22 protein-coding genes are annotated in these 24,206 nt (G+C 44.9%); 13 read left to right on the forward strand and 9 right to left on the reverse strand.

Annotation, left to right across the window (positions count from 1 at the left end):
- Positions 1-939: 939 nt before the first annotated feature.
- From ABD036_RS08525 to ABD036_RS08550, 6 genes are all read left to right on the forward strand, one after another.
- Complete coding sequence (locus ABD036_RS08525; protein WP_343858706.1) at positions 940-1,305, forward strand: hypothetical protein; 366 nt, start codon at positions 940-942, stop codon at positions 1,303-1,305.
- A 73-nt stretch (positions 1,306-1,378) separates the two neighbouring features.
- A complete protein-coding gene (locus ABD036_RS08530; protein ID WP_343858708.1) occupies positions 1,379-2,056 on the forward strand; it encodes a YjbF family lipoprotein in 678 nt (225 codons plus the stop codon).
- A 1-nt stretch (position 2,057) separates the two neighbouring features.
- Positions 2,058-2,795 carry a capsule biosynthesis GfcC family protein gene (locus ABD036_RS08535; protein ID WP_343858710.1) on the forward strand — a complete coding sequence of 246 codons (738 nt, stop codon included), beginning with the start codon at positions 2,058-2,060 and terminating at the stop codon, positions 2,793-2,795.
- Positions 2,792-4,903 (forward strand): YjbH domain-containing protein, encoded by a 2,112-nt coding sequence (locus tag ABD036_RS08540; RefSeq protein ID WP_343858713.1) that lies wholly within the window; start codon positions 2,792-2,794, stop codon positions 4,901-4,903. The genes ABD036_RS08535 and ABD036_RS08540 overlap by 4 nt, the downstream gene beginning before the upstream one ends.
- 87 nt (positions 4,904-4,990) lie before the next feature.
- Positions 4,991-6,154 carry an iron-containing alcohol dehydrogenase gene (locus tag ABD036_RS08545; RefSeq protein ID WP_343858716.1) on the forward strand — a complete coding sequence of 388 codons (1,164 nt, stop codon included), beginning with the start codon at positions 4,991-4,993 and terminating at the stop codon, positions 6,152-6,154.
- 8 nt (positions 6,155-6,162) lie between these two features.
- Positions 6,163-6,597: an acyl-CoA thioesterase gene (locus ABD036_RS08550; protein ID WP_343858718.1), complete on the forward strand. Its 435-nt coding sequence runs from the start codon at positions 6,163-6,165 to the stop codon at positions 6,595-6,597.
- A 6-nt stretch (positions 6,598-6,603) separates the two neighbouring features.
- On the opposite strand, the gene ABD036_RS08555 is transcribed toward ABD036_RS08550, so the two are convergent.
- Genes ABD036_RS08555 through imuA form a run of 3 tightly spaced genes read right to left on the reverse strand, consistent with a single transcriptional unit; the run spans position 6,604 to position 11,831 of the window.
- Positions 6,604-9,678: an error-prone DNA polymerase gene (locus ABD036_RS08555; RefSeq protein ID WP_343858721.1), complete on the reverse strand. Its 3,075-nt coding sequence runs from the start codon at positions 9,676-9,678 to the stop codon at positions 6,604-6,606.
- 9 nt (positions 9,679-9,687) lie between these two features.
- Positions 9,688-11,145 carry a Y-family DNA polymerase gene (locus ABD036_RS08560; RefSeq protein WP_343858724.1) on the reverse strand — a complete coding sequence of 486 codons (1,458 nt, stop codon included), beginning with the start codon at positions 11,143-11,145 and terminating at the stop codon, positions 9,688-9,690.
- A gap of 2 nt (positions 11,146-11,147) precedes the next feature.
- Positions 11,148-11,831: a translesion DNA synthesis-associated protein ImuA gene (imuA, locus tag ABD036_RS08565; RefSeq protein ID WP_343858726.1), complete on the reverse strand. Its 684-nt coding sequence runs from the start codon at positions 11,829-11,831 to the stop codon at positions 11,148-11,150.
- A 212-nt stretch (positions 11,832-12,043) separates the two neighbouring features.
- On the opposite strand from imuA, the gene ABD036_RS08570 reads away from it, so the two are divergent.
- Positions 12,044-12,511, forward strand: coding sequence for an EVE domain-containing protein (locus ABD036_RS08570; RefSeq protein ID WP_343859294.1), 468 nt, complete (start codon positions 12,044-12,046; stop codon positions 12,509-12,511).
- A 21-nt stretch (positions 12,512-12,532) separates the two neighbouring features.
- Here the strand turns inward: ABD036_RS08570 and ABD036_RS08575 are convergent, their stop codons facing one another.
- From ABD036_RS08575 to ABD036_RS08590, 4 genes are all read right to left on the reverse strand, one after another.
- A complete protein-coding gene (locus ABD036_RS08575) occupies positions 12,533-12,979 on the reverse strand; it encodes a hypothetical protein (RefSeq protein ID WP_343858728.1) in 447 nt (148 codons plus the stop codon).
- Positions 12,980-13,093: 114 nt separating this feature from the next.
- Positions 13,094-14,848, reverse strand: a complete 1,755-nt coding sequence (locus tag ABD036_RS08580) for a DUF885 domain-containing protein (protein WP_343858730.1) — start codon at positions 14,846-14,848, stop codon at positions 13,094-13,096.
- 106 nt (positions 14,849-14,954) lie between these two features.
- Entirely contained in the window at positions 14,955-15,278 is a 324-nt protein-coding gene (locus ABD036_RS08585; protein WP_343858733.1) for a DUF1820 family protein, read from the reverse strand.
- A 163-nt stretch (positions 15,279-15,441) separates the two neighbouring features.
- Complete coding sequence (locus tag ABD036_RS08590) at positions 15,442-16,011, reverse strand: TetR/AcrR family transcriptional regulator (protein ID WP_343858735.1); 570 nt, start codon at positions 16,009-16,011, stop codon at positions 15,442-15,444.
- A gap of 199 nt (positions 16,012-16,210) precedes the next feature.
- Here ABD036_RS08590 and ABD036_RS08595 point away from each other — a divergent pair, with 199 nt between their 5' ends.
- The gene (locus ABD036_RS08595) at positions 16,211-17,866 is read left to right on the forward strand and encodes a M28 family metallopeptidase (protein WP_343858738.1); all 1,656 of its coding nucleotides are present in this window, start codon (positions 16,211-16,213) and stop codon (positions 17,864-17,866) included.
- Between the two features lie 1,022 nt (positions 17,867-18,888).
- Here ABD036_RS08595 and slmA read toward each other — a convergent pair.
- Both slmA and coaBC read right to left on the reverse strand, forming a co-directional pair.
- Positions 18,889-19,479: a nucleoid occlusion factor SlmA gene (gene slmA, locus ABD036_RS08600; protein ID WP_343858740.1), complete on the reverse strand. Its 591-nt coding sequence runs from the start codon at positions 19,477-19,479 to the stop codon at positions 18,889-18,891.
- Positions 19,480-19,527: 48 nt separating this feature from the next.
- Positions 19,528-20,730, reverse strand: coding sequence for a bifunctional phosphopantothenoylcysteine decarboxylase/phosphopantothenate--cysteine ligase CoaBC (gene coaBC / locus ABD036_RS08605; protein ID WP_343858742.1), 1,203 nt, complete (start codon positions 20,728-20,730; stop codon positions 19,528-19,530).
- 174 nt (positions 20,731-20,904) lie between these two features.
- Here coaBC and radC point away from each other — a divergent pair, with 174 nt between their 5' ends.
- The 5 genes from radC to mutM all read left to right on the forward strand — a co-directional run bounded on the left by radC (position 20,905) and on the right by mutM (position 23,747).
- On the forward strand, positions 20,905-21,579 hold the full coding sequence (gene radC / locus ABD036_RS08610) for a RadC family protein (protein ID WP_343858744.1): 675 nt from the start codon (positions 20,905-20,907) through the stop codon (positions 21,577-21,579).
- 347 nt (positions 21,580-21,926) lie between these two features.
- Positions 21,927-22,163 (forward strand): 50S ribosomal protein L28, encoded by a 237-nt coding sequence (rpmB, locus tag ABD036_RS08615; RefSeq protein ID WP_343858746.1) that lies wholly within the window; start codon positions 21,927-21,929, stop codon positions 22,161-22,163.
- A gap of 11 nt (positions 22,164-22,174) precedes the next feature.
- Positions 22,175-22,330 carry a 50S ribosomal protein L33 gene (rpmG, locus tag ABD036_RS08620; protein WP_216049366.1) on the forward strand — a complete coding sequence of 52 codons (156 nt, stop codon included), beginning with the start codon at positions 22,175-22,177 and terminating at the stop codon, positions 22,328-22,330.
- Positions 22,331-22,479: 149 nt separating this feature from the next.
- Positions 22,480-22,935 (forward strand): hypothetical protein, encoded by a 456-nt coding sequence (locus ABD036_RS08625; RefSeq protein ID WP_343858752.1) that lies wholly within the window; start codon positions 22,480-22,482, stop codon positions 22,933-22,935.
- On the forward strand, positions 22,935-23,747 hold the full coding sequence (mutM, locus tag ABD036_RS08630) for a bifunctional DNA-formamidopyrimidine glycosylase/DNA-(apurinic or apyrimidinic site) lyase (protein WP_343858754.1): 813 nt from the start codon (positions 22,935-22,937) through the stop codon (positions 23,745-23,747). Before ABD036_RS08625 ends, mutM begins: the two co-directional genes overlap by 1 nt.
- Positions 23,748-24,206 lie beyond the last annotated feature (459 nt).

Here is a 24,206-nt window from a genome sequence, read left to right on the forward strand (position 1 = left end):
TGAGAGTAGCACACTGCCAGGCTCCCATTAGAAGAAAGGCTACCTATTTAGGTAGCCTTTTTTTATGCCTGCGATTTACCTAACGAAGCGCCTTTATCGTTACCTGCATAGGTAGCCTTCCTCCTAAAGCCCAGCTTCGCTGTGCAAACCCACAAGAGAAACCATACCCATCGGGGTGTCATGCAATGCCTGTCCATGTAATCAGTGGCTAGGTGTCACACATCCCTGTGGCTTCATCCAGCCCGACATCCATGTCGGTCGTGCGCTCGGGCGGAGCTTCGCTCCTAAAACATCCTCGCTTACCCCCATGTGAGAGTAAAAAGTAATGGCAAAGAAATGTCATCCCCACAACGCATACAACTACCGTCATCCCCACAGTGCTCTTGGGTGGGGACCTCGTTAGCTGTTATCGAGGAGTTAAAAACACGTAGGCTCTTTGTATTAAACGGTACAAAACCTAAAATGAACTCATCCCTGATAACGCACCCAGCCACCGTCATCCCCACAGTGCTCTTGGGTGGGGACCTCATTAGCTGTTATCGAGTAGTTAAAAGAACCGTCATCCCCACAGTGCTCTTGGGTGGGGACCTCATTAGCTGTTATCGAGTAGTTAAAAGAACCGTCATCCCCACAATGCTCTTGGGTGGGGACCTCATTAGCTATTATCGACGCGTTAAAAAAATGCTTTTTAAAGCCACTGATAGCTAAAAAGTATTAATGAAATTTTACGATATTTATAAAAAAATCAGTATGTAACCGTTTATACTGTTCTCAATTGGTGACTAACTATGTATGCAAAAAATCATAGTTATTCCAAACTATTGAATATTTTATTTAAAATGTATATAAATTTGGTCTAGATCGTAATTTAATCATTGAGATCGTTTTTTGGATACATTATTATCCACCACTAGGTGTCATATTTTTTAAGGAATGATGATGAGAAAAAGTTTGATTGGATTAGCAGTAGCAGCATCTGTTGCATCTGTTAGCCTACAAGCGCAAGAACAAGCTGGCGGAGCCGGTTCTGCTGGTGCTGCTAAGGGCGGCGTAACTGCTGGTCTAGTAACTGCCGGTGTAGTTGGCGCCGTAATCGTTGGAGCTGTTGTTTCTAACAGTAGCGGTTCAGCCCCAGCGCGTCCAGTACCACCACCACCGCCACCACCACCGCCACCACCACCAGAGTGTAACGGTGATGATGCGTTGGTTGATGGTGTTTGTATCGGTACTACCGTTACAGTAACAACTTCTGGTCCTGGTACGGTTACTGTTCCAGTTACCTTTACTTACTTGCCTACCAACTAAGTAAGCCGATGTTTTTGAAAGCCGCCTAAATTTGGCGGCTTTTTTATTGGATGTTCATTTCAAGCGGGTCCTTATGAAGCTCTCTAAAGGCTGTTTTCTACTATTTACTATTTCTGTTTTACTGATATCGGCGTGCTCCTCAACGCAACAAGCGTATTTACAAAATGTTGAGATGTATTTTGATAATGATATTGATATCAGCCTTTCTGATGACGAGGTGCGACAATCACCTGTCGATTTGGTCTATGTAAGAAATGGCGATAGGCCCATAGCAACAATGGCATTAGCCTTTATTGAAGAGGGCCGTTACAAATGGCTATCAAAAGATAAGGCAATGTTTATCACTGAAAATGGCCGCTTAGTGCGTACCCATGGTCTAGAGCATAATCTTATTTATGTCAGCAACCTTAGCGCAGACCCCTTGAAATCATTATCAGAAGGGAACGATTTGTCTAGCTGGACTCGCGTGATTGATACCGAACATCAAGACTATGGGGTTGAATTGTCATCACTATTTTCTGCTACATCTGACGAAATTATTTCTATACACAGTCACAACTTCAAGGTGAGCAAATACGTCGAATCTATCAATTACCATAGTGCCAAACACAGTAACGCCAGTTGGATTAATACCTATTGGATACATCAAGCGTCGGGTCAACTTCTAAAATCAACGCAAAAGGTGTCAGCCTTAAGCGAGACGGTCGAGATAACCTACGTTAGTCGTGCTTTAAGACTGGTGGAGCAGTAATATGATCAGTCGATTAATAAAAATTCTATTAACCATCAATATTATGGTGCTCTCGATGTCTAGCAACGCAGCCGTCGAGGTGACACTGAATGAAACTGATTATTCGTTTGGTGTAAATCCTAGGCTAAGTGACGTACTTGCACCAGTAGCATTTGAAGAGGACTGGTATTGGCCTGCCAGCAGGCTGTTTAAACGCTCGTCAAACGCATCAGAAGCAATGCGCAGCCAAGTAATAGCCTTACTTGCAGAGAACGGCATAAGTGAAAGTAAGTATAAAGCGACCTACCAAAGCATTATTAATCAAATTAAAAACTGGCAACTTGCAGATCGAATAACTATCACTATTGATTATGAGTTAGCTCGGATATCTGCAAAACACAATCCGCGTGTTGAAAGTGGTCAGTATCAGCTGATATTGTCTAAAAGACCAAGCACGTTACATGTATTTGGTGCAGTGGAAACACCGGTTGAGATAATCTATCAAAATAACACCTGTATTGAAGATGTGGTGTCCCAAATGAAATTAGCTGAACATGCAGATCCCAGTTTTGTTTATCTGATTTCCCCTCAAGGAAAGGTACAAAAAACGCCGGTAGCCTACTGGAATAAAACATGTGTCTTAGCCATGCCCGGTTCCATGGTGTATGTGCCACTACAAGAAAGTGCTTTTTTTCCATCAAATAACGACGTTAATCAAAAAGTAGCGGAACTCGCAGTAAATAGGATAGCAATACCATGAGGTCTTTCGGTTTTCTAACTCAGCTAATTTTGTTATCGAGTTTTTACACTGCACTTGTCCAAAGCACTGAAAGTGAGGTTGCTATCGATGATGATAATGGCAATTTGTCACAAACGGTGAGAGGGGGGGTAGGCTTAATCCAAACGCCCACAGCACGCATGGCCAAAGAGGGCTCGTTTACGGTTAATTATAATGATATTGATCAATACCGTTTCTGGACTGCCAGTCTTCAACTGTTCCCTTGGATGGAATCCACGGTTCGCTATACGGACGTTCGCACGCGACTTTACAGTCAATCGGAAAGCTTTAGTGGCAATCAAACGTTAAAAGACAAAGGTATTGACGTTAAATTTAGACTCCTACAAGAAAGTTATTACTTACCTGAGGTATCTGTTGGATTTATGGATATAGGCGGCACCGGGTTCTTTAGCAGCGAGTTTATTAACTTTAGTAAAGGGGTTGGTCCGCTTGATTTTCATATCGGACTCGGCTCTGGTTATTTGGGTGCCGGCGGTAATATAAGCAATCCATTATGTGAGCTAAAAGACTCCTTTTGTGAACGTCCTGGCGGGTTTACTGGGCGCGGTGGCAAGGTAGACTACAACGAATTCTTTAAAGGGCCAGCGTCCATATTCGGAGGCATTGAGTATCAAACGCCGATTGAAGGCCTAACTCTAAAGCTTGAATATGACGGCAACGATTATGTGAACGACAGAGCCGGACAGCTCAAGCAAGATAGTAAATGGAATTTTGGGGCGGTGTATAAATATAATGACTGGGATTTTAATCTCAATTATCAACGTGGCAATACCATCGGTTTTGGTGTGTCATATAATTTTAATATGCACACGGTTAAACAGGTTAAATTTGACCGTCCTCCGCGCCCAATCGAAAACGCCACACCTGCAGAGTCCATTGAAACCTTGAATCGAGACCGTTTATATGCGGATTTAGCTAATGAAGGTAGCTTCTTAATCAATGCGACTCATCAAGAAGGTGATGAAATGACATTCTACGGTACGCAATTAGGGTATCGAGATCATGACGAAGCCACGCAAAGGGTTGGCCGTATTCTAGCTTCCGAATTACCTGAGTCGATTAGTACCTATAAAATAGTCGAAAACGTAGCTCATACGCCTATGGTGGAAACTACTATCGATGCGCAAGAGTTCAAAGTTGCCGCAGCTTATGAGCAGCTTGAAACCGATATCAAGTCCAGCTATGAGCGCCAAGATCCTTCTGAGCAAACAATGGATAACTACAAACCCAAAGAGCTATCAGGATTTTTGTTTGGAGCAGAGGCATTTTGGATCCAAACCTTTGGTAACCCAGAAGACTTTTATCTTTATCAGGGCGGCGCATTTGTAAACACCGGTTATGCGTTTAATCCAAACTTCTCAGTACGTGGGGGTCTAAAAGTAACTCTTTTAGAGAATTTTGATAAATTTAACTTTTTGGTTGATAACGAACAAACCGCATTGCCCCGAGTCCGTACTCAAGTGCGCGAATATGTTACGCGTGGAGCGGTAACCTTGGAAAATGCCTATGTGCATTGGTTTAATCGAATTGCGCCAAATTTGTACGCGCAAGCTTATGGCGGCTATTTAGAAACCATGTTTGGTGGGGTCGGCGGAGAAGTGCTGTACCGTCCTGTTGATAGTAGTTTGTCCTTTGGACTCGATTTGAATTATGTAAAACAGCGTGATTTTGATAGTGAAACCGCATTCTTTGATTACACCGCGTTTACCGGTCATGCCAGCGTCTATTGGCAACCCGAATTCTTACCCGATATGCAACTCACCATTAATGCCGGTCAGTTTCTTGCCAAAGACAAGGGCGTAAATATTGATTTTGCTAAGCGATTCGAAAGCGGCATTATTGTTGGCGCTTACGCGGCGTTTACCAATGTATCGGCTGAAGAATACGGCGAAGGTAGCTTCACTAAAGGCTTCTATATTTCGATTCCGTTTGACTTGTTTTCGTTCGCACCAGCCAAAGGGCGGGGACGTATTCCATGGATCCCAATCGGACGTGACGGTGGGCAGATGTTACAACGTCCAGTTAAATTAAGGAGTTTGACCGAGATCCGTTCGCCGTTTTATGACTAATTAGCCCGAGTTAAGGTTACTTTCAGTTATTCCTTGGGTTAGCCTATGCGTTGCTAGGTTAACCCTGTGACTGATTAAGGATTAAATGTGCAACCATTTCAGTTTGCCTCTGTACCTTCGATTATTTTTGGTCAGTCTGTGGCGGACGCAATAAGCAATTTCTGCCAAATACGTCAGATATCCCGAGTATTGCTAATAACGGACGCTAATATCGTTGGGTTAGGACTCGCTTCAGCACTATTAGCCCAGCTAGAAAGTATCAATGTCTCGGTTGTTGTTTTCGCCGATGTCGAGGCGGACCCATGTGAAACGACGGTGCTTAGAGCGACTGAAACAGCAACAGTCCATAAAGCGCAATTGGTTGTAGGGTTTGGTGGAGGCAGCTCCATGGATGTGGCTAAGGTTGTGGCGGTGCTATCTTTGTCATCGTGCGAGCAGACATTAGCGAATTTGTACGGTGTCGATAATGTGCTGGGTGGTCGATTACCGCTTATCCTTGTTCCAACTACGGCAGGTACTGGTTCAGAAGTGACTCCTATTTCGATTATTACAACTGGGGGCACGACTAAAGCAGGTATTGTTTCTAATAAGTTGCTAGCGGATGCCGCCATTCTCGATCCACAACTTACTATTGGTTTACCTCCTGCCATTAGCGCAGCGACCGGCATTGATGCCATGGTGCATGCTATCGAAGCGTTTACTAGTCGCATCAAGAAGAATCCTATATCTGATGGCTTAGCGCTAAACGCTCTTACGAAACTGTCAAAAAATATCAGAACGGTTGTTCTAAAAGGTGATGATCTTTCGGCAAGAGGTGCAATGTTGCTTGGTTCACTGCTTGCAGGACAAGCTTTTGCCAATGCGCCTGTCGGTGGTGTGCACGCCTTAGCTTATCCGCTCGGTGGTCATTTCCATATTCCGCATGGTTTGAGTAATGCGTTGATGCTGCCTCATGTGTTGTCCTTCAATTTAGACTCCGCAGTAGATTTATACGCTCAACTTGCTGATGTGGTATGCGATGATTTAGAACGAAATTTCACTCGCCAACAAAAAGCGCAACACTTGATCCATCACTTGCGTAGCTTGATCGTTGACTTAGGATTGCCCACCCGTCTCCGTGAGTGTGGCGTTGGGTTGGATAGTCTGCCGCAACTAGCAAAAGATGCGATGGCGCAACAACGTTTACTAATTAACAATCCAATAGAAATCGATTATCAAGCTGCATTGTCGATCTACCAAAAAGCATTCTAGGAGAGGTAATGCAAGACAAATTAACGCGTTCTGATTTTTCTGTGTTTTATACAATGGAAACCCGTTGGAGTGACAATGATATCTATGGCCATGTAAATAATGTCGAATACTATGGTTACTTCGACAGTGCAGTGAATCGCTATCTCATCGAGCAAGGTCAACTACAAATCCACATCGCTAATGTGGTTGGTTTTGTGGTCGAGTCTAAATGTCAGTACTTCTCGCCTATTGCCTACCCTGAGACAATTGATATTGGGCTGCGAGTCTCTCGGTTAAGTCAACGCTCTGTGACCTATGAGCTTGGTATTTTTCAGCAAGACAGTGAAATACCTAGCGCACAGGGATATTTTGTTCACGTATTTGTGAATAGAAACACCAATCAAGCTGTGGCGATCCCCGATATCATTCGTCAGGCGCTTGAGGCGATTAAGAGTAATCGCTAAAGCGGATTAATGAAAGTCTCTTGAATGCGTATTAAGGGCTTCCAACAGATGACTCAAATCAGTAATACGCCCTGCAATGATATGGGTAACACCAGCATCTCCCCGCTCTAAAATGCCGCTCACCTTGACTATTTTTGACTTCAGAAACGCTTTCTTTTGCGCTCGTGCAGTTGCCTGCCACACCACAACATTACTACAACCCGTATCGTCTTCTAGGGTCATGAAGGTAACGCCCGCTGCAGTACCAGGTGCCTGACGACCTATGACTAAACCAATAACCGTCACCACTGATTTATGCTGCTTCTGGTGCAATTGACTGGCTGGTGTATATCTTCCGAGTTGATTAGCTTGGCGCAAAAGCTGAATGGGATGATGCGATAATGACAGGCTAGTCGCGGCATAATCTTCCATCATTACATCGACCTTTGAGGGCGATTTTTCATAAGAGAATGACTGTTCCTGTTCTTTTAGTAAGGGTAAGTCGGTTTCAGACTCCATTAAAGCCCAGCGTGCTTTATATCGGTTATCCGCCAGTTGAAATAACGCACTAGCACTGGCTAGCGCTTCTAACTGATCCCGTGCGATACCTACATTTTTCAACTCTACCATTGAGTGATAACCACAAGCGGGGCGATTGTTCACTATGTTTTCGGCACTAGGCACAGACAGGCCTTTTATCATGCGCAAACCCAAGCGTATGGCAAAACCACCTGGGACTTTTTCCATAAGGTGATCATAGTCAGAGCGATTAACGCAAATAGGTAAAATGTCGATTTGATGACGTTTGGCATCCTGTACTAGTTGCGCAGGAGGGTAAAAGCCCATCGGCCAGCTGTTAAGTAATCCCACATAAAACGCGGCAGGGTAATAATACTTTAGCCAAGATGAGACATAGGCCAGTACGGCAAAGGATGCCGAATGGGATTCTGGAAAGCCATACTCACCAAAACCGCATATTTGATTGAAGATACGCTCTGCATATTCTTGGGTATAGCCGCGCGCCAACATGCCGCTGATCAGTTTGTCTTGGAATTGCATTAACTGACCATTTTTTTTCCAACTGGCCATGGCTCTGCGAAGTTGATCCGCTTCACCGCCGCTAAATCCGGCTGCAACCATGGCCAATTGGATCACCTGCTCTTGGAATATCGGGACACCCATAGTCCGACTTAACACGTTCGCGACTTCTTCTGAGGGATAGGAGATCGGCTCCTTGCCGTCTCGGCGGCGCAAAAATGGATGTACCATGTCGCCTTGGATGGGACCAGGTCGGACGATGGCGATCTGGATCACCAAATCATAATACGTTTGTGGTTTTAAACGCGGTAGCATGCTCATTTGCGCCCGTGATTCAATCTGGAATACGCCTACGGTATCAGCGCGTTGGATCATGTTATACACCTGCGGGTCGTCTTCAAGCTTGGTGATCTGGGCGATGCTCAGCGCGTGCCCATAATGCTGTTGGATAAGCTGAAATGACTTACGAATTGCCGTGAGCATGCCCAGTGCCAGTACATCCACTTTCAATAACCCCAGACTCTCCAAATCGTCTTTATCCCACTGGATCACGCTTCTATCTTTCATCGCGGCATTTTCAATTGGCACCATTTGATACAGTGGACCAGAGGAGATAATAAAGCCCCCCACGTGTTGAGACAGGTGCCTCGGGAAGCCCATGATCTCGTTGGTCAAAGAGATAAATTGCTGTCCTTTTTCAGATGCCGGATCCAGTCCAAGCTCAGCAATTTGCGCCTGCCAGTTCAAACCGCTATCGCGTCGATTGATATTTTTGATAAAAAAATCTAACTGAGTTTCGTTGATTCCTAATGCTTTACCGACTTCTCGTAATGCACTTTTAAAACGGTAACTGGTGACCGTTGCCGCAATAGCAGTGCGTTCGCGACCATATTTGTTGTAGATGTACTGGATCACCTCTTCGCGCCGCTGATGTTCAAAGTCCACATCAATATCAGGTGGTTCATCTCGCTCTTTGGATATAAAACGCTCAAATAGCACGTTAATTTGACGAGGATCCACTGAGGTAATTTCAAGGCAATAACAGACCACAGAATTGGCGGCTGAGCCGCGCCCTTGATATAAAATTTGCTGACGCTGTGCGAATTGGACAATGTCGAATATGGTTAAAAAGAAGAATTCATATTGTTGTTCGGCAATAAGTATTAATTCTTTTTCGATAATCGCTCTGATCGGTGCTTTGATGCCTTCAGGAAAACGCTTCTTAATCCCTAATTCCACTAATTCGCGCAAATAGCCTGTTGGTGTTTTCCCTTTAGGGATCAGCTCCGCCGGATATTCGTACTTCAGCTCCCGCATATTAAAGGTGCATTGCTGTGCAATACTGACCGCTTCATCGACATACTGGCGTTTAAACAGTCGATTCAGTTTGTCTTGACTACGTAAACAGCGCTCGGCATTGGGCTGCAAGGCTCTGCCTAGCTGGGCAACAGTGGTGCGATGTTTAATGGCGGTTAATAGGTGTTGTAGTGGTTGGCGATTAGCACTATGCATCAATGCACCACCGCAGGCTGTGATAGGAAGTTCGAACAGGTTACTGAGTTTTTGACAATGGCTAAGGTAAGCCTGTTCATTGGCCACCAGATGTCGCTGCAGCCCTATCCATAAACGGCCAGCATAGTGTTTTTTTAACCAAAGCGCCCATTCCTCATCAGCTTCTTTTTCACCTATGGGTAGCCATAGCATTAAGCAATGTTTGACGGTTTTCAGATCCCACTGAGCTAAACTATATTGTCCTTTGGGGGAGCGGCGTCGGGCGTTGGTAATGATCCGGCACAGTTCTCCATAAGCGGTGCGATTTGGGCAAATCAACACACATCTAAGCGTATCGCCAAGCTCAAAGTAGCTACCTACGATAAGCTTGATGGGCAGAGCATGATCTTTGATTTCGGTATATGCCCTTACCACACCGGCAACCGAACATTCATCGGTAATTGCAATCGCTTGATAACCTAGAAAATGCGCTTGTCTTACCATCTCTTGAGGGTGAGACGCACCTGTCAAAAAGCTAAAATTGGTTTGGCAGAAAAGTTCAGCGTAAGCCATTCATCCCCCTTAACTAAACAAACCGTGCACAAACCATTTTTTATTGGGGGTTCGGAAGATCCACAGCCACTGCTGTTGGGAGTTTTGCGCAATAAAATAGTCTCGAGTCATGGCCTGATTATCCCACCAACCTGTGCTGATCCGTTCCGGCCCATGTATCACGGTGACCTTTTCGGTTAAGGGTTGGGCGGTATTTAACAAAAAACTCGGACGCAGTGCTTGTAATCGAAAATCGATTGGCTGATGTTGTGATTGGGGGAGTTGATAGTGGTTAACTTTATCAGGACGAAAATCGTCTGTTAAACAAACTTGTTTCACCGCTTGCTCTCCCAGTCGAGCTTGCAATATAGAGATAAGCTGCAAGTAAGAAAGGGCGCCTTTACGAGCAGAGAATAAATCGGCCTTATCTGGGCAGCGCTCCTGCGTGCTGCCTGTGGTTAGGGTTAACGCAAATACCGGAGCTTGGAGTTTAAGTTGGGCTAGCTTAAGTTCAATCAGCTGCAGCCACTTGGCTGCTTGATACTCGTCTTGTGCAGAACCTACTTCCAGAGTTAATGAGTCAGCGTCACGCTGGTGTAAGGTAAAGATAATTTTCTGGGTGAGCCGGTCACGTACTTTTAAGAATTGTTCAAGCGCCTGTAACTGATGCTTCATAGGGGGTAACAGACTATCGGTATAGCTGATTTCATACAGCAGCTCTAGGTAATGTTGGAAGCGCGACTGAGGGTGAAAAAACGCGATAGGGTGGTGGAACTCACCACTAAGACGTCCTAAATAAGTAACCAGTTCAATATCGAATCGTTTGGCGATGTCTTTTAGCGAAATTGCCATCAGATCGGCGATGGTGTGAATACCCACACGATTCAGTTTACTCACCGTTTTAGCCGATAACTCGGAATCACTGAGCTGACGCACACCAATTTGATGTTGCAGCATCGGGAGATGATCACTGATCTGGTCCCATTGGGTTCTAGCTAACATCCGTGCTGCATAAGGTGATTGGCCAGTAGCGTAATGATAACTGACCCTAAAATGGCTGAGCTGCCCTTTCAACACCCGCCAATATGCGGCTAAGCCGCCGTAGAGGGTTAACATGTTATGGATCCGTAACAGCAGTCCATCCGGGGGAAACAAGCAGATATCTGAGGTGACCAAATACAAATGCTCGGCAATCTCGGTCAGCTTTTTTTGCTCAACATCAGCACGGTAGGCTACTACTTGTAAATGCTGATCCAGTGCAGCTGCGGTTCCCAAGCCCATGCCTTTTTGAATACCAGCGGCTAGCGCTAACTGGTTCAACTGGATCACGGTGTTGGACTTTGCGTGTAAAATAACGATAGGCTTAGCACCTTGGTGAGCATCATTGTCCTTAGCTAAATCATCGGTCGTTGGCGCTAATGCACCAAGGTCACACAAACTGTCTAGCTGCAAGTTTGGAAAATGCAGATAAAGCCACAGCGACTGCATCGCTAACTCACTTTAGATTGAGGAAGCTGAATGACGTTATCGGCATGACGGACACGCGTCAGTGTGGGCCAGGCCTTTGTCATATCGACTTGGAAAGGATTATCAGGCCAACCTCCTTTACGTTTGGTGATTTGTACCGACAAACCTTGCGCGTGGGGACTCAATTTCATGGCTAAATTGACCGGTAGCGACATGCTCAGCTGACGCTTGTGTCGGAACAGTAGATGTAATGCATCACCTTGCTCTGCCGCCAGTTGTAAACGCTTCGCTTGGGCGACCTCGAGTTGTTGATGCCACAACAACACACTATGACAACAGCCGCTTTTCAGGCATTGTTCGGCACTCCACAATGCATGCTCTGGGGTCTCGGGCTGTATGATCAGTATGTGCTCTAAAGACAAGCCTGCTTGAGCAAACATCTCACCATTGATTTGCATGGGAGCGGCAATGAACACGAGTTGCCGCTGAGTCTGTTGTTGTCTGGCTCGCAAAGCGGGCAATAGCAGACGAATTTCGCCAATACCCACAGCGCTATCTATATCGATAACGCCTTGCTGAGGGAACCCTCCATGCAGCGCCACATCCAGCTCTTGATAGCCGGTGCTGTCGGTATTGGCGATGGCATTTTGCTGATTTGCCTGCCATACCAATCGCTTATTTTTCAATTGTTCAAGTAAGGTATTCATAGTTAAATTTATACTGTGTTTATATACAGTATATTGATCAATTTAGCAGATGCAAGTGTTGCGCTGAGCTGAGATTATTCAGATTGATCATACTAAAGAGGCTTAAAGCAGTGCTTTAGTCTATATTTCAATGAGTTCGGGTTAGTGAAACGTCCTTAACTTAAGGTAAAATTTAGTCTAACAAATGTCATTATAAAACAGAGTAGAGAATGATGAATTACTGGTTATTCAAAACGGAGCCAGACGCCTTTAGTGTCGATGATCTGGCCAACCGCCCCGGCCAAACTGAACATTGGGATGGGATCCGTAATTATCAGGCGCGTAATTTCTTACGGGATAAAGTGCAAGTCGGTGATGCGGTCTTTATTTATCATTCGAGCTGTAAAGAGGTTGGTATAGCAGGATTGGCTGAAGTGGTAAAAGCAGGCTATCCCGATCACTCCCAGTTTGATCCAGAAAGCAAATACTATGATCCTAAGTCATCTGTGGATGCGCCGCGCTGGTACATGGTGGATGTAAAGCTAACCCGCAAATTCAAGCAGGTACTGACGCTCAAGACAATTAAACAAATGCAGCAAATCACTGACATTGGCTTAGTCAAAAAAGGTCATCGACTGTCGATTATGCCAGTTGAAGAACAAGAATTCTTATATCTATTAGAGCAATGTGATGGATTGTAGCTATCTCAACTAGAGTACACCTCAATGCCCAGAGTTCGCGCTAATATCGGGCTCTGCTGAAGTTCTTTGTCGGGTATGCTCAGAGGTGAGGTTATGACAGGCAGTGACAAACCCACCAATTGTATTCTTGCACCAAGGAATGCGGATATCAGAAGGCTGTTTGGCAATATACTGGCTGATCTGTGGCATTTCCATTTCGGTTTTTTTTAACGCCTTTGTGATCACTTCCTCTACGGTGAAACGCTTCTCACAACATTGCATGATCACGTTCTCAACTTGACCAACAATAAAACTGGCAAATTTATGATCTTCAGAACTGATAAGTGCGTGCTTTTGTAAATATTCTAAACGCATTAAATACATATTCTGTAGTTGGCCAGAGGCAATGATTAAAGCATTCAACGAAAAGCGGTGCTGGCTATCTAATGATTTAACTCTGAGCTTGAGTTTACTTAACTCAGCTTGCATAGATTGCCTACTTACCATTAAGTAAATCAATATCAGAACTAAAAAACCAATTATCCCAAATTCGATCATCAAATCACTCTTATGGTAGGAAGAAATACAACTTTTGCACAGTAGCTACTGAGCCTGCTGCTCTATAAACAAGGCAATATTTTCGCGTAATACCGATAAAGGAATAGAGCCATATTCCAACACAGCGTCATGGAATTCACGTACATCAAATTTGTCGCCTAATGCGTTTTGCGCCTGAGCCCGCAATTTCTTTATTTCTATTTCGCCAATCTTGTAAGACAAGGCTTGAGCTGGCCAAGAAATATAGCGATCAATCTCAGTAGTGACATTGTGTTCAGATAAAGCGGTATTCTCGAGCATATAGTCCATGGCTTTTTGTCTCGACCAGCCTTTCAAATGCATACCGGTGTCGACCACAAGACGACAGGCTCGCCACATTTCATAACTAAGACGACCAAATTCATCATAAGGAGTCTCATAAATACCCACTTCTTTACCTAAAAATTCGGAGTACAACCCCCAGCCTTCACCAAATGCTGAGATATAGGTATAGCGACGCACGTTCGGCAGATCGTCCATCTCTCGTGCCAGCGAAATTTGCAAATGATGGCCCGGTACAGCTTCATGAAGCGTCAACGCAGGTATGGCGTACAAAGGACGCTTATCTAACGCATAGGTATTAACCCAATAGTAACCAGGCTGGTCGTCACGACTTGGCGAGATATAGCGCCCTGTGGTGTATTTAGGTGCGATACTATTGGGCACAGGTGCAACGCCATAAGGTGTTCTGGGTAATTTCTTAAATAATTTAGGCAATTGCGCATCCATCTTTTTAGCAATAAAAGAAGCATGCTTTAACAGCTCTTCAGGCGTAGTTGCATAAAATTGCGGATCGGTGCGCAAAAACTGAATGAAGGCATTGATATCCCCTTCGAATTTCAATTCATCCACTATTTTTTGCATCTCACTGCGGATCCGAGCGACTTCCTGTAATCCTATATCGTGGATCTCATCCGCCGACAAATCGGTCGTGGTATAATATTTCGCTCTATTTTGATAATACAGAGCACCCTGCGGCCAAGTCTTGGAGGCGATATCAGCCTTGGCATTAGGAATATAGTCGTTGGTTAGAAAGTCATAAAACTGGCGATAAGCTGTGAAAACCTGATCCTTGATGATCGTTTTGGCTTGACGTGTCAGTTGTTCTTGTTGCTCTTCATCTATAGACAGTGACGACAATTTTTGGAATGGCCCGAAAAATACGCTGTCCTCGACGGCACCGGAGAAATAACCTTCCACTGACTTCTCAAACCCTTGCATCACTACTTTAGGTTGCACCATGCCTACTTGCATGCCCTTTTTCATCCAGCCGATTTGTTGCTTGAATAAGGTCGGGATTTTTTGCAAGCGAGATAAATAATTCTGATAGTCAGTTAAATTGCGGAATTTCGCAGACTTTGGCAATCCTGCAATACTGCTGTGAAATCCATACTCCGATGTCAAAGGAACATAATGGGCATTGAATTTATATTCATCCACATCATTCTGTGTGCGGTATAGCTGCATCAATAAATTGATTTGTTGCGTTCTGGGTAAAGCCGACTTATCGATGGCATTCAAACGTGCTAGAAACCCTTCAAACTGTGCATTTCTTTGCTCCAGCGCCTGTGCAGACATGTCAGTCAACTGGTCATCGTAGTCGTGCAAGCCTTGAGACGTGGCAAAGGTTGGGTAGCTTTTTAACTCGAACTGCCAAATTTCTTCCATCAAATCATTAAGCTTTTGCTCTTCTGAGGCGAACGAAACCGTGGCGACGATACTAAAAATACCAATAACAAAGGAACGAGTAAGTGCACGCATATTAAGATTCTTCTTATTTTTAAGACCATCACAGCTTAAGGTAAAATAGCGTTACAACACAACTATCTACAAAACTACCCTTGCAACTGGTCATTCAGTGAAAACGCTAACTTTTAGGTGTATAGATTGGGCTAGGGAAAGCGGTCACTTTGTCAGATAGCTGAGAAATTTTTGCCGTTCCCTGCTTTTTAACTTCATCGATACGTAAAACAGAATGCATCGGAACGTAGGTGCTTGTCACATCAGCAAACTCTGATTTCAATTTTTCATGACTGGGGTCCAATACCAAACTGGTGTGGGTATCCCATACGAAATCGCCAATTTCAATAAAGCCAAATAGACTACCCTGACTAACTTCTCTTACATACAATTCGTAGCGCTCGCCATTACTGACAAACTGCACTCTAAATAAGTGTTTATTGTCCGCCATACATCTTGCTCAAACTCATATCAAAGGGGCTCAGATTTTAACGATAACAGATACAAACGCCAAGCCATTTCACCGTTTAACGTAAATGACATGGCTTTACGCCAAAAATGGTTAATTAGAATAGACATTCCTTTATTCTAGCTGACCGCTGAGATGATTAAGGTTAAATGCTCAGTGGGCCAAGTAATGCCCTGGTTGCAAGAGTCAGCTCGTCAGTGTCACCTGCTAAAATGCCATTTACAGCAAAGCCTTGAACATAACTACAAAGCTGCAGGCCCGTGGATTCAATATTGATATCACGTCTAACCTGTCCAGATTGTTGTGCTTTTTCCAAACAGCCAATAAAGTCTATCTGTAATCTGTCTAAATAATGACGACCAATATCACGAATTTTTTGATCATCAAAGCCAAGCTCGGTAATGATGTTGATCAGTAGGCATCCTCGACCTTTCACTAGCTTAACGTATTCATCAAAAAATCCCTGAATAGAAGGCATGCCTTGATTATGTTCTAAGTGAACAAAGGCTTTGGATAGATGTTTTTCTTGATAATACGCTAGCACAACATACAGAAATTTCTGTTTTGAACCGAACTCGAGATAAAATCCACGTCGATTAAAATCGGTTCGGGCAATGATTTCATCCATGATAGCGCCGTGGTAGCCATGCTCTAAAAACACGGCAATGGCCTGCTCTAGTACTTCTTCAACATTGTACAAAGCTTTGCGAGGCATGCTTTCTCCCTATTGATTACGAACTGTGCGTAATCGGTAAAGTGTCTTCAAAGAACACATATTCTTACAGGTTAGCTGAGTATATTTTTGTGTCAAGCTGGAAAACCGTGGCGTAATCGCATAATGTGAGCTGCTTCCTTAGCCGCGACACTCCTGAATTGCCAGAAAAAAGGCAACTGACAGAATTTGGAACATCACCATGAACAAAACCTTGCTACTTTTCCCTTTACTGTGCGTGAGTATTTTAGCCGCATGCCAGTACACACCATCAAACACCAAGGCAACCGGCGCTTATGCCCCAACTGCCGATGTAAACAGAGTGCAAGCGCACTTGTATTTCCTCGCCGATGATTTATTAGAGGGGCGAGATACCGGCTCAACAGGACATGAAATTGCCTCTAAATATATTGAGTCAGCATTCAAACAGTATGGGCTTGAACCTGCAGGAGAAGGCGGGAGTTATTTTCAGCGCATCACATTCAGGCAGGCTTTTCTGGATCAAAACTCACCTAGCATGGTGATAAAAACCGCCGCTGGTGAGAGAACTTATCAGTACCCAAAAGACTATTTAGTGTCTCCGAATGCCGCTCTTGAACAGTCGCATGTGAAGGGTCAACTTGTGTTTGCAGGTTACGGAATTACCGCGCCAGAGCTTAACCATGATGACTATGCTGGGCTAGATGTTAAAGGCAAAGTCGTGGTTATTTTGTCCGGTAAGCCGACTTCTTTTCCTAGTGAAGAAGGGGCTCATTTTGGTTCAGGAAATGAAAAAAGAAAACATGCAATACGAAACGGAGCAGTGGGTTTTATTACCATTAGCACCCCCTTATCTGAAAAAGTTCGACCTTATCAGAATTCACTTAACTATCTGCATGTCCCCACTGTGCGCTTCCTTGATAAAAGCGGCAATCCCGTTGATGCTTCGCCCGAATTAGGAACCACCGCGCAGTTGCATAAAGACGTCGCCGCGACCTTGTTTGAAGGGGCACCTAAGAGTCTGCAAGAAATCTATACGTTACTCGAAAACAATCAAACCCCGAAAGGATTTGAGTTAGCCGCGAGTATTGAACTAAGCAGTACCAGTAGATTTGAGCAAGTTACCAGTCCCAATGTTGTGGGAGTAATAGAGGGCTCGGATCCCAAATTAAAAAACCAGTATGTAGTGTATAGCGCTCATTCTGATCACATTGGATTTGCCAAAACCGTTAAACAAGACAAAATCAACAATGGCGCTATGGATAATGCTAGTGGCACAGCCGTAATGCTCGAAACTGCCCGAATGTTTAGTTTGCTTGACGTTAAACCAAAGCGATCGATTATGTTTCTGGCGGTTACCGGTGAAGAAAAAGGCTTGTTAGGTTCGAAGTATTTCGCCCAAAACCCCACAGTGCCAATTCAAGATATTGTCGCCAACGTGAATCTAGATATGCCGATTTTGACTTATGAGTTTGGTGATGTTATTGCCTTTGGCGCAAACCACAGCGATATGCAAACGTCGGTTGCTGCAGCTGCAAACAATGTCGGAATTGAATTGAGCCCAGATCCTTGGCCTGAGCTAGCCTTGTTTACTCGCTCTGATCATTATAGCTTTGTGCAACAAGGAGTTCCGTCGGTATTTTTAGTGCCAGGGTTAACCTCAGCAGATCCAAATGTCGATGGCAGTAAAAAATTCAGCGGCTTTCTTGCTACTCACTATCACAAACCTACAGATGATTTGAATCAGACCTTCAATTGGCAGGCGGCAAAGAAATTCACTGAAGTCAATTTTCAAATCGGCCTGACCTTGGGTAATCAACCGCAACGCTCAAAATGGAACCAAGGTGACTTCTTTGGTGATGTTTTTGGGCAACGCTAGGATAGTGTCATCTCGGTAGTGCTCTTACCCATAACGTCATCCCGGCGACGCTTTTAAGTGCGCCCACGCAGTGCGGGATCTTCCAGACTCCTGTTGGTAGCTAACGACGGAGGGCTTTTAAGGAGATCCCCGATAAGAGCACTCGGGGATGACGGTGTGTTGTCATCCCGGCGGCGCTCTTTGGCCGGGATCTTCCAGACTCCTGTTTGCAGCTAACTACAGAGGACTATTAAGGAGATCCCCGATAAGAGCACTCGGGGATGACAATGTTTAAGACCTCGGGGATGACGGTGTTTAAGCACTCGGGGATGACGGTGTGTTGTCATCCCGGCGACGCTCTTTGGCCGGGATCTTCCAGACTCCTGTTTGCAGCTAACTACAGAGGACTATTAAGGAGATCCCCGATAAGAGACCTCGGGGATGACGGTGTGTTGTCATCCCGGTAGTGCTCTTACCCATAACGTCATCCCGGCGGCGCTCTTTGGCCGGGATCTTCCAGACTCCTGTTGGTAGTTAACGACGGAGGACTTTTAAGGAGCCCCCCGATAAGACACCTCGGGGATGACGGTGTTTAAGACCTCGGGGATGACGAAAAGTGTTGTCATCCCGGCAGTGCTCTTAAGGCCGGGATCTTCCAGACTCCTGTTTGCAGCTAACTACAGAGGACTATTAAGGAGATCCCCGATAAGAGACCTCGGGGATGACGGTGTTTAAGACCTCGGGGATGACAGTGTTTAAGCACTCGGGGATGACGGAGTTTAAGCACTCGGCGATGACGAAAAGTGTTGTCATCCCGGTAGGGCTCTTACCCATAACGTCATCCCGGCAGTGCTCTTAAGGCCGGGATCTTCCAGACTTCTGTTTGCAGCTAACTACAGAGGACTTTTAAGGAGATCCCCGATAAGAGCACTCGGGGATGACAATGTTTAAGACCTCGGGGATGACAGTGTTTGATACCTCGGGGGTGACGGTGTCTAAGCACTCGGCGATGACGAAATTTTTACTTCCGCAGATGACGGATATTAAGCGAAAAACTGCTTTGCAATAAACTGCCAGCTTTCTTTAAACTGCTCAGTAGGACGTCGCGTAAATCCACTACGAATAAACAAATTAATTCTACCGTCGGTGTAACAAATCAGCATATTAGCGATCACACCTTCATCAGCAGGTAAGGCTTTCCCTTCTCGCAGTTTACGTTCACGTAAAACCTGTTTGAGCTGAGTTTCTAAACGTTCAAATATCTGCGCTACTCTGCCGCGCAGTCTCTCTTGCTCACCCATCAGAGCGTCACCATTTAGGATCCGCGTGATCCCAGGGTTCTTTTCAGAAAAACCTAGGATGAGATGTAAAATGAGTTGTATGCGCACGGCACTGTCTTTTTCTTCACTGATGATTTTGTTGATCCGTGAAAATAAAGTTTCTTCAATAAACTCTATTAAGCCTTCAAACATTCTCGCTTTGCTTGGAAAATGTCGGTACAAGGCTGCCTCAGATACGCCAACCTCAGCAGCTAATTTTGCCGTTGTGATACGCTGCCCTGGGTTTGATTCCAGCATACTCGCTAAGCATTGTAATATTTGTGCGCGGCGGTTAGGGCGTTTTGTGGTAGGCATTATTGATGTCTCCCTGTCTTTAAGACCATCATTCTATTTGAGTCGTGTTTATGCATGTTTTTGTGTCAATTGTTCTGAAATTAGCTGCATTAATTGCAGCGCGAGTTGATACTTATCGGCAATTTCCAAGGTTTTTTCACCTTTTGCCCAAAAAACGCTAAGCGCATTCTGATCGCTATTAAAACCAATTCGGTCATCTGACACGTCATTAGCTGCAATCATATCTAAATTTTTGCGCGTTAACTTGTCTTTGGCGTAGAAACTCACATCTTGTGTCTCTGCGGCAAATCCAACAGTAAATGGCGCACGTTCAAGTTTAGCAACGTCGGCCAGAATATCAGGGTTTTTAGTAAAAGTAAGCGTTAACTTTTCGTCATGCTTTTTGATTTTTTGTTCGACCACTTGTTCAGGACGATAGTCGGCTACCGCCGCACAACCAATAAAAACAGTAGCATCGTCGATATTACTCATTACTGCGTCGCGCATTTGCTCAGCGCTTTGGACATTGATAAGGGTGACGCCGCTGGGGGCACAGACTGTTACAGGACCACTCACCAGGGTCACTCGGGCTCCCATCGCTAATGCTGCTTCGGCAAGGGCATAGCCCATTTTGCCAGAGCTGTGGTTACTGATGTATCTCACAGGATCAATTGCTTCTCGTGTCGGTCCTGCGGTGATCACGACATGCTCATTGGTTAAACTTAAGGAAGCTGGTGGACGAGTAATAATATCGGCTAAACCTTGTGGCTCTGGCATTCGCCCCGGACCAATATCTCCACAGGCTTGTTCTCCTGAGTCAGGAGAAATAATGGTCACACCGTGACGTTGCAACAATGCAAGGTTGGCCTGTGTCGCAGGGGCTTGCCACATCTGTTGATTCATCGCTGGAGCTATGAAGATTTTTGCTGTGGTGGCCAAACATAAGGTTGAGAGTAAATCGTCAGCTAAACCGTGTGCCATCTTAGCAATGAAGTTAGCGGTGGCAGGAGCTATCAATATGGTATCAGCCCATTTAGCCAATTCAATATGGCCCATGGCGGCTTCCGCCGCAGGATCCAGTAGGTCATTAGATACCGGATTGCCAGACACCGCTTGTAGCGCTAAAGGGCTAACAAAGTGCTCAGCAGAAGCAGTGGTTACCACTCGAACCTGTGCACCTTTAGCGGTCAACTTTCTGACTAAATCTGGTGTTTTGTAAGCAGCTATGCCACCGGTAACACCAAGCAAAATTTTTTGTTTATTTACACTCATATTCTCTTATTCATCACGCATGCCGATGGAGTTTTACCTCTAGAAACCCTGATAAGTCGAGTTTTCGGCTTTGAACTTAGTTAATATTGGCCTGATCAGCAATCATTTGCTAGGTTTAATTAATCGATTAACCAGACTTAGATCATAAAATTACCATTATTCAGGCAAGGATGCATGAAACTATCACAATGGCCCAAAATGGAGCGACCAAGAGAAAAACTCCTATCGCAGGGCAGCGCCTCGCTTTCTGATGCTGAACTTCTCGCGATTTTTTTACGCACTGGCGTCAACGGTTGCAGTGCGGTGGATTTAGCCAGAGCCATACTTAATCAATATGGTTCATTGCGGCATCTACTCAGTGCGACAAAAAGTGACTTCTGCAAAGGCAAAGGACTAGGCGAAGTCAAATACGTACAACTTCAAGCTACCTTGGAATTGGCTCGACGATATTTTGCTCAAACCTTATCGAAAACTCACACCTTTGGCAGTGCAGAAAAAACCAAGCAGTTTTTAACGAGTCAACTGAGAGACGAGATGAACGAAGTCTTTGCGGTATTGTTTCTGGACAGCCAACACCGTTTGATCCGTTTCAAAAAGCTATTTTTCGGTACCATCAATGCCGCGAGCGTGCATCCACGTGTTGTGCTTCAACAAGCACTGAAGTGCAATGCAGCCGCAATCATATTGAGTCACAATCACCCTTCTGGGGTTGCAGAGCCGAGTCATGCCGATAAGCACATTACGCGGCGTATTGTGCAAACATTGGAGTTAATTGATGTAACTGTTTTGGATCATATTGTGGTCGGCGACGGTGAATGTGTGTCTTTTGCCGAGCGGGGATTGATGTGAACACACGATACTCATAGGTTCAATATTGATTTGATCGAGACGCAGTCGCGAACAATCTAATCTCAAAAATTAGACACGCTAGACTATTTATAAAACCACATTTTCGTCCTCATCAACATTCTAATATGGCGCTAACGTATTGAAATGTAGATAATATAATCTTCGCGATAGGTAAAGTGTTGGGCCATTTACCATGAGATCTTTTCTGACAAAAACCTTGATCCTAGGGTCTATATACTGTATAAAGTGCGCCCTCTTGTCACTACCGCTATGCGTTTAGTGTGATTTATTGCTTTTCTAAAAGATAGCAAAGCAGATTGTTAAAAGTTGTTCTGGAGACAAATACGATGTCCAAAGTATGTCAAGTAACTGGCAAGCGTCCAGCGGTAGGTAACAACCGCTCTCACGCGAAAAACGCGACCCGTCGTCGCTTTTTGCCAAACCTTCAAACCCACCGTTTTTGGGTTGAAAGTGAAAATCGTTTCGTTAAATTGCGCTTAACGCCGAAAGGCATGCGTATCATCGACAAAAACGGCATAGATTCAGTATTAACTGATATGCGTGCCCGTGGCGAGAAAGTTTAAGGAGCTCTATCATGCGTGATAAAATCAAATTAGTATCATCAGCGGGTACGGGCTACTACTACACCACTGATAAAAATAAACGTAACATGCCTGGCAAAATGGAGATCAAAAAGTTTGATCCTAAAATTCGTCAGCACGTGATGTTTAAAGAAGCCAAAATCAAGTAACAAATTCTTGTTTTTGTCTCCCGAAAAGCCCGGTTTTAGCCGGGCTTTTTGCGTTATTCAATTGTACAGCCGTTTAGTGACTATCAACCAATGGCTTTTCTAGTATGATATAGATAATTTCAACAACCTATAATTCCCCTATGATCCGCATGTCCCGTAAAGCTTGGAATAATGTCCTTATCTTCAGCGTGTTGATAATGATCCTATTGTTCAATACCACCAATAATATTTTGACTGGCTCGTTAGACGAGGATGCCCCCGTGCCTTTGCTACCTGATGGCGCGATATTGATGACGCTGCAAATGCCCGACCTGACATTAGAGCGAATAGGGCAGGGCTGGCGCACGTCTAAGCCTTCTGCACTCTCAGAGTCTCAATTGCAAGCGTTGACACAGCGTTGGCAAACTAGCCAAATGGTAAAATATCAAGAAGGTACCCCAAAAGACATGCCCTTGGTGGTGATTGCTTGGTTGGCGGGTGAAAATAGCGGACGTGTCTATCAATTGTATGGTGCTGGGGAACATACGTTGGTGCTTTATGAGCAACAATTATTTAAAATTTCCAATGTTGCTGTGGAACAATTTATCGCTGCCGGGAAGTCTTGATGCCAGAGTTACCAGAAGTCGAAGTGAGCCGCTTAGGGATCACGCCTTTGATGTTAGGCAAGAAGATCGAAAAAGTAGTAGTGCGTAATCGTCAATTGCGTTGGCCTGTGCCTCAAGAAGTGCATCTAACCGAAGGGCTAACGATAGACAGCATTCGGCGTCGTGCTAAGTATCTACTAATCGACACCCCTGCCGGAAGTATCATTCTGCACTTAGGCATGTCCGGACGACTTTGTGTGGTGCCCACTACAACCCCTTTACAAAAACATGATCACATTGATATTCAACTTAGCAACGGTAGCTGTTTGCGACTCAATGATGCACGGCGTTTCGGTGCTTGTCTGTGGTTAGATAAATCAGAACCGTCACATCCCTTGTTCAACGCCTTAGGGCCTGAACCGCTGACCGACGAATTTGACGGAGAACGTTTATTCTCGTTATCTCGCAACAAACAAGTGGCAGTGAAAAATTTCATTATGGACAATAAAATTGTGGTCGGTGTAGGGAATATTTATGCCAATGAATCGCTTTTCATTGCCGGTATTGATCCACGAAGAGCTGCTGGAAAAGTCAGTAAAAAACGCTACTTAGCACTGGCGCCAATTATTAAGCAAGTGCTTGCCAAAGCCATCGCTCAAGGCGGAACGACGTTGAAGGATTTCGCTCAGGCAGATGGAAAACCGGGGTATTTTGCTCAAGAGTTATTGGTTTACGGTAGAGCCAAGCAGCCCTGCGTAAAATGTGAATCGGAAATTAAGTCCGTCACTATTGGTCAACGCAATACCTTCTTTTGCCCCGAGTGCCAGTCATAAGGTGTCATCCCGGCAGGGCTCTTTCATATCAGTCATCCCGGTGGGGCTCTTTCATATCAGTCATCCCGGTAGGGTTCTTTCATATCGGTCATCCCGGTAGGGTTCTTTCATCTCAGTCATCCCGGTAGGGCTCTTTCATATCAGTCATCCCGGTAGGGCTTTTAAGCCGGGATCTTCCAGACGCCTGCTTGTAATTAACTACGGAGGAGGTTTGAGGAGATCCCCGATAACAACATTCGGGGATGACGGTAGTGAAGCATTCGGGGATGACAGTAGTGAAACATTCGGGGATGACGGTAGTGAAACATTCGGGGATGACAGTGTGTTGTCATCCCGGTAGGGCTCTTTCATATCAGTCATCCCGGTAGGGCTCTTAAGCCGGGATCTTCCAGACGCCTGCTTGTAATTAACTACGGAGGAGGTTTGAGGAGATCCCCGATAACAACATTCGGGGATGAC

It is taken from the genome of Aliiglaciecola litoralis, from assembly GCF_039523355.1.
Classification (GTDB): Bacteria; Pseudomonadota; Gammaproteobacteria; order Enterobacterales; family Alteromonadaceae; genus Aliiglaciecola; species Aliiglaciecola litoralis.

Bases quoted from the DNA above. Each gene is read 5' to 3' on its own strand.
- ABD036_RS08525 (WP_343858706.1), top strand. From the start codon at position 940: ATGAGAAAAAGTTTGATTGGATTAGCAGTAGCAGCATCTGTTGCATCT.
- ABD036_RS08530 (WP_343858708.1), top strand. From the start codon at position 1,379: ATGAAGCTCTCTAAAGGCTGTTTTCTACTATTTACTATTTCTGTTTTA.
- ABD036_RS08535 (WP_343858710.1), top strand. From the start codon at position 2,058: ATGATCAGTCGATTAATAAAAATTCTATTAACCATCAATATTATGGTG.
- ABD036_RS08540 (WP_343858713.1), top strand. From the start codon at position 2,792: ATGAGGTCTTTCGGTTTTCTAACTCAGCTAATTTTGTTATCGAGTTTT.
- ABD036_RS08550 (WP_343858718.1), top strand. From the start codon at position 6,163: ATGCAAGACAAATTAACGCGTTCTGATTTTTCTGTGTTTTATACAATG.
- ABD036_RS08555 (WP_343858721.1), bottom strand. From the start codon at position 9,678: ATGGCTTACGCTGAACTTTTCTGCCAAACCAATTTTAGCTTTTTGACA.
- ABD036_RS08560 (WP_343858724.1), bottom strand. From the start codon at position 11,145: ATGCAGTCGCTGTGGCTTTATCTGCATTTTCCAAACTTGCAGCTAGAC.
- imuA (WP_343858726.1), bottom strand. From the start codon at position 11,831: ATGAATACCTTACTTGAACAATTGAAAAATAAGCGATTGGTATGGCAG.
- ABD036_RS08570 (WP_343859294.1), top strand. From the start codon at position 12,044: ATGAATTACTGGTTATTCAAAACGGAGCCAGACGCCTTTAGTGTCGAT.
- ABD036_RS08575 (WP_343858728.1), bottom strand. From the start codon at position 12,979: ATGCAAGCTGAGTTAAGTAAACTCAAGCTCAGAGTTAAATCATTAGAT.
- ABD036_RS08580 (WP_343858730.1), bottom strand. From the start codon at position 14,848: ATGCGTGCACTTACTCGTTCCTTTGTTATTGGTATTTTTAGTATCGTC.
- ABD036_RS08585 (WP_343858733.1), bottom strand. From the start codon at position 15,278: ATGGCGGACAATAAACACTTATTTAGAGTGCAGTTTGTCAGTAATGGC.
- ABD036_RS08590 (WP_343858735.1), bottom strand. From the start codon at position 16,011: ATGCCTCGCAAAGCTTTGTACAATGTTGAAGAAGTACTAGAGCAGGCC.
- ABD036_RS08595 (WP_343858738.1), top strand. From the start codon at position 16,211: ATGAACAAAACCTTGCTACTTTTCCCTTTACTGTGCGTGAGTATTTTA.
- slmA (WP_343858740.1), bottom strand. From the start codon at position 19,479: ATGCCTACCACAAAACGCCCTAACCGCCGCGCACAAATATTACAATGC.
- coaBC (WP_343858742.1), bottom strand. From the start codon at position 20,730: ATGAGTGTAAATAAACAAAAAATTTTGCTTGGTGTTACCGGTGGCATA.
- radC (WP_343858744.1), top strand. From the start codon at position 20,905: ATGAAACTATCACAATGGCCCAAAATGGAGCGACCAAGAGAAAAACTC.
- rpmB (WP_343858746.1), top strand. From the start codon at position 21,927: ATGTCCAAAGTATGTCAAGTAACTGGCAAGCGTCCAGCGGTAGGTAAC.
- rpmG (WP_216049366.1), top strand. From the start codon at position 22,175: ATGCGTGATAAAATCAAATTAGTATCATCAGCGGGTACGGGCTACTAC.
- ABD036_RS08625 (WP_343858752.1), top strand. From the start codon at position 22,480: ATGTCCCGTAAAGCTTGGAATAATGTCCTTATCTTCAGCGTGTTGATA.
- mutM (WP_343858754.1), top strand. From the start codon at position 22,935: ATGCCAGAGTTACCAGAAGTCGAAGTGAGCCGCTTAGGGATCACGCCT.